The following is a 5,235-nucleotide window of genomic DNA, read 5'->3' on the forward strand; positions in this document are numbered from 1 at the left end:
AACACTATGAGTCGACCCCGCCGTCACCGTCGTCGCCAGTGGAGTCCAACCGCGAGTCCGACCGCGACCAGCGCCGCCGCGGCGGTGAACCCCGGCCCGTCGCCGGCGCTCGTCTCCCCGCCGCCTGTGGTCGTCCGCTGTTCGCCGCTCTCGGTCACGGTATCGCCGGTGTCCGGTGTCACTATCTCCGGCCCGGATTCCCGCGTCCCGTCGACGACCGGGACGTACGACTGGATCGGTCGGTCGCCCGCCCGCAGCGGCGTCCCGTTCGGGTCCGTGAGGCGGGCCAGAAGCGTCGCGGAACTGCTGTTGCCGAACACGTCGCCCTCGACGGCGACCGTGACGTTCTCGTGGCGCCCGCGGACAGCGTCCGCTCGCCGACGACCGGTCCCGGGCCGGAGGGCCGGCGGACGCGCAACTCCAGCCGACTCCGTTCGGGCGCGACGACCCGGCGGACGGTAGCGCTGTCCCCGATGGTCTTCGGTTCGAAGTCCTCCGCGAGGACGTAGCCACGGGCCGAGCCCTTCGCGACGGTGATTCGCTCGCCGGCGATGCCACCGAGGGTCCGCTGTATCGGGTCGTCGTCGGGGTCGAATCCGGGGTCGTCGCCGCTCTCGTGGACCACGAGCCACACCTCGCGCGCGTCGCCCCACGACTCCCACGCCGCGGGGGCCACCGTGACACCGAGGTTAGCGTACCGCCGGCCCCCTTCGAGGGGGACGTGGCCGATTGGCTCGCCGGGGTCGCCGTCGTCGGTCACCCGGTGGACGACGAGGAAGCCGTCGCTCGGGACCGACGTGCTCTCGACGGCTATCTCCCCGTCGGTCGCTGTCTGACTGTCGGCCTCGACGTCGTTGACGTGGGCGGCGACCGGGAGGGCGACCGCGAGACAGGCCATCAGTACGAGGGCGGCGAGTGACCGCTGCATATCGTCTACACTGGGCCGGGACCGCAAATGTGTTGGGTGCCGGGAGTGTGAACCGCAATTGTATCATAGTACGCCGTAACCGGCATATGGGGCAAACTTTTATATAGTATGAAGTGCCGGGTGGGCAAAGGTATATATAGTATGGCGACTAACTTTGAGTTAGCATGAACACCGACCAACAGCAGATCGGCGACGCGGCGGTGCGTCGATTCGAGTACGACGAGGCAGTGGTTCTGGCGGCGGACGTGGGCGTCGGCGAGGCGTCCGTGGACGTGGTCGGCGACACCGTCATCGTCGTCAGCGACGGCGACCACCACGAGTTCGAGGTCCCTGACGGGGCCGAGGAGGCGGACGCGCGGATCAACAACGGCGTCCTGACCGTGGAGGTCGAGCGATGAGACTGACCGTCAAGCCCCTCAAGCAGAAAGACGCCGGGCGCGGCCTCGCGGCCGTCGACCGCGCGGCGATGGACGAACTGGAACTGGACAACGGGGATTACATCCTCCTCAAGGGCAAGGGAGGCGGCCGCGCCGTCGCCCGCGTCTGGCCGGGCTACCCCGAAGACACCGGCAGCGGCATCGTCCGTATCGACGGCCGCCTCCGACAGGAGGCCGACGTGGGCATCGACGACACCATCGAGATAGAGAAAGCCGACGTGGAGCCCGCGACCTCGATCACGGTCGCGCTCCCCCAGAACCTCCGCATCCGCGGGAACATCGGTCCGCACATCCGGAACAAGCTGAGCGGACAGGCCATCACGCAGGGCCAGACCGTCCCGTTCTCGCTCGGGCTCGGCCCCATCTCCAACGTCGGCGGCCAGAAGATCCCGCTGAAGATAGCCGAGACCAACCCCACCGGCACGGTCGTCGTGACCGACCAGACCGAGATCGAAGTGAGCGAGAAGCCCGCCGAACAGATCGTCGGCGATCAGGCGACCGCGGACGACCGCGAGACGCCTTCGGTGACCTACGAGGACATCGGCGGCCTCGACGGCGAACTCGAACAGGTTCGGGAGATGATCGAACTCCCGATGCGCCACCCGGAACTGTTCCAGCAACTCGGGATCGAACCGCCGAAGGGCGTCCTGCTCCACGGCCCGCCGGGCACCGGGAAGACCCTGATGGCCCGCGCGGTCGCAAACGAGATTGACGCCTACTTCACGACCATCTCCGGGCCGGAGATTATGTCGAAGTTCTACGGCGAGAGCGAGGAGCAACTCCGTGAGATCTTCGACGAGGCGAGGAGAACGCCCCCGCCATCGTCTTCATCGACGAGATAGACTCCATCGCGCCCAAGCGCGACGACACCTCCGGCGACGTCGAGCGCCGCGTGGTCGCCCAGCTACTCAGCCTGATGGACGGACTGGAGGAGCGCGGCGACGTCATCGTCATCGGCGCGACCAACCGTGTCGACGCTATCGACCCGGCACTGCGCCGTGGTGGCCGCTTCGACCGCGAGATAGAGATCGGCGTGCCGGACAAGGACGGCCGCCGCGAGATTCTGCAGGTCCACACCCGCGGGATGCCGCTGAACGACGGCATCGACCTCGACGCCTACGCCGAGAACACCCACGGGTTCGTCGGCGCCGACCTCGAGCAACTGGCAAAGGAGTCGGCGATGAACGCGCTCCGGCGCGTCCGGCCCGACATCGACCTCGAGGCCGATCAGATCGACGCCGACGTACTGGAGTCGATGGAGGTCTCCGAGAACGACTTCAAGGAGGCGCTGAAGAGTATCGAGCCCTCTGCGCTACGCGAGGTCTTCGTCGAAGTCCCGGACGTCTCCTGGGAGTCCGTCGGCGGTCTCGACGACACCAAAGAACGGCTCCGCGAGACCATCCAGTGGCCCCTCGAGTACCCCGAGGTGTTCGAGCAGATGGATATGCAGGCCGCGAAAGGCGTCCTGCTGTACGGGCCGCCCGGCACGGGGAAGACCCTGCTGGCGAAGGCTGTCGCCAACGAGGCAAACAGCAACTTCATCTCGATCAAGGGCCCCGAACTGCTGAACAAGTACGTCGGGGAGTCCGAGAAGGGCGTCCGCGAGGTGTTCGAGAAGGCACGCGCCAACGCGCCGACGGTCGTGTTCTTCGACGAGATAGACTCCATCGCGGGCGAACGCGGCGGCAACTCCAGCGACTCGGGCGTCGGCGAACGTGTCGTCTCCCAGTTGCTGACCGAACTCGACGGCATCGAGGACCTAGAGGACGTGGTCGTCATCGCCACCTCCAACCGGCCGGACCTGATCGACTCGGCGCTGTTGCGCCCCGGTCGACTGGACCGCCACATCCACGTCCCGGTGCCCGACGAGGCCGGCCGCCGGAAGATCTTCGAGGTCCACACCCGGAACAAGCCGCTGGCCGACGACGTCGACCTCGACCGGTTGGCCCGCCGGACGGAGGGCTACGTCGGGGCGGACATCGAGGCGCTGACCCGCGAGGCCGCGATGGCCGCGACCCGCGAGTTCGTCAACAGCGTCGACCCCGAGGAAGTGGACGACAGCGTCGGGAACGTCCGCATCTCCGCGGACCACTTCGAGACCGCGCTGGACGAGGTCGGGCCATCGGTGGACGACGAGACGCGCGAACACTACGAGGACATCGAGGAGAGCTTCGACCACCGCGCGAGCGCCAAAAGCGAGCGCGACGTGAGCCGAACCTTCCAGTGAACCGCCTCGGGGAACGGCCCCGGCAACCGGCCTGATCCGTCCGTAACGGCCGCTACGGAACGAAACCGGACGGCTTTTTACCGCTGTCGACGCACCGACAGCTAATGGCAACGCGGCCGCAGGTGCTGTTCGTCCGGAGTCCGGACGGGGATGGGGAACTGGTCGCCGCACTCGAGGAGGCCGGCATCGACCTCGTGACCGCCGAGAGCGCCGCCGAGACGGCCCGCGCCCTCGGTGAGCACGCGGTCCAGTGTGTCGTGGCGAACTTCTCGGTGCCGGGACGCGAGAACACGGACGTACGTGGGGGTATCGAGGTGTTCCGCGCGGTCCGGTCTATCGACCCAGACCTCCCTTTCATCCTCGTCTCCACGATAGAGAACTATGACATCGCTCGGGAGGCGTTCGATCGGGACATCTTCGGGTTCGTCCCGCGGCGCAGCGACAACCGGACCGTCCGGCTGTTGTTGAACCAGATTCAGACGGCTATCTCCCAGTTACCGGCCCGCCGTCGGGCGGCGATGCAGGCCCAAATAAACGAGGTGATCCGGCAGGTCAACGGAGCGCTGGTCCGGGCCCGGGACCGAGACGAGATAGAGCAGGCCGTCGTCGACGTGCTGACGCAGTCGAACCGCTACCGGTGGGCCTGTATCGCCAGCGTCGACACTGACGCCGGGACCGCCGTCCCCCAGACCGGCGGCCGGGGCGCGACCGACGACGGCTGGCGGGAGAAAGACCGCGAGCGGGCGATGACGATTGCCCACCAGAAACCGCTGGTACAGGCCGTCGAGGACGGTGAGACGGTCGTCGAGCGACTGACGACCGAGCGGACGCTCCGCGGGGAGGACGCCGGCACCGTCACCCAGATGGAGTCCGTCTTCGCCGTCCCGCTGAGTTACGAGGGCGACGACTACGGCGTGCTCGCGGTGTACTCAGACCGGGCGAGCGCGTTCCAGACCGACGAGCGCCGGGCGCTGCGGGAGGCCGCCCGCAACGTCGCGCTGGCGATCAACGCCGCCGAGGCGCGGGTCGAACTCAAAGACCGGACGCGGACGCTCCGCCGGCAGAACGACCGTCTGGAGGAGTTCGCCCGCGTCATCTCCCACGAACTCCGCCACCCCTTGCAGGTCGCGATGGGCCGGACCGAAATCGTCGACGACGCGGTCGACGCCGAGTCGGTCAGGCGCCAACTGGAGACCATCGCCCGCAACCACGAGCAGATGGGCCAGTTGATCGACGACCTCGTCGCCCTCGCCAAGGAGAACGCCCGCAAACACGAGGCCGAACCGGTCGGTCTCCCGCGGATCGCACGCCGGGCCGCCGGGATGGTCGAGGGGCCGGGGCCGACGCTGCGCATCGACACCGAGGCGTTCGTCGAGGCCGACCCCGAACGCCTCCGACACCTCTTCGAGACCGTCTTCCGCTTCGCCGTCGACCGGGCCGGCGACGGCGCGACGCTCGGCATCGAGCCGACTGGAGGACGGTCGGGCTTCGCCGTCTCGGCGATGGGGACGGCACTGCCGGACGCCCGCCCCCGAGGAACTGTTCCAGATGCACCCCGAACCGGAACGACGCGCGCCGCATCTCGATGCGCATCATTATGAACATCATCGAGTCCCACGACTGGGAGTTCGACGTCGTGACCC

At 67.9% G+C, this 5,235-nt stretch carries 4 protein-coding genes and 1 pseudogene; 3 read left to right on the forward strand and 2 right to left on the reverse strand.

Annotation, left to right across the window (positions count from 1 at the left end; all coding sequences use genetic code 11):
• Positions 1–23: 23 nt before the first annotated feature.
• Positions 24–182: a PGF-CTERM sorting domain-containing protein gene (locus GJ629_RS16420; protein WP_197428634.1), complete on the reverse strand. Its 159-nt coding sequence runs from the start codon at positions 180–182 to the stop codon at positions 24–26.
• Positions 182–928 carry a hypothetical protein gene (locus GJ629_RS14075; protein ID WP_157513603.1) on the reverse strand — a complete coding sequence of 249 codons (747 nt, stop codon included), beginning with the start codon at positions 926–928 and terminating at the stop codon, positions 182–184. Before GJ629_RS14075 ends, GJ629_RS16420 begins: the two co-directional genes overlap by 1 nt.
• Positions 929–1,092: 164 nt before the next feature.
• Between GJ629_RS14075 and GJ629_RS14080 the strand changes: the two genes are divergently transcribed.
• The 3 genes and pseudogenes from GJ629_RS14080 (at position 1,093) to GJ629_RS14090 (ending at position 5,193) form a co-directional block, all read left to right on the forward strand.
• Complete coding sequence (locus GJ629_RS14080) at positions 1,093–1,326, forward strand: hypothetical protein (protein WP_157513604.1); 234 nt, start codon at positions 1,093–1,095, stop codon at positions 1,324–1,326.
• A pseudogene (locus GJ629_RS14085) lies at positions 1,323–3,592 on the forward strand (CDC48 family AAA ATPase). The gene GJ629_RS14080 and the pseudogene GJ629_RS14085 overlap by 4 nt, the downstream one beginning before the upstream one ends.
• A gap of 104 nt (positions 3,593–3,696) precedes the next feature.
• Complete coding sequence (locus GJ629_RS14090) at positions 3,697–5,193, forward strand: GAF domain-containing protein (RefSeq protein ID WP_157513605.1); 1,497 nt, start codon at positions 3,697–3,699, stop codon at positions 5,191–5,193.
• Positions 5,194–5,235 lie beyond the last annotated feature (42 nt).

Source organism: Halapricum sp. CBA1109 (genome assembly GCF_009741825.1).
Taxonomy (GTDB): Archaea; Halobacteriota; Halobacteria; order Halobacteriales; family Haloarculaceae; genus Halapricum.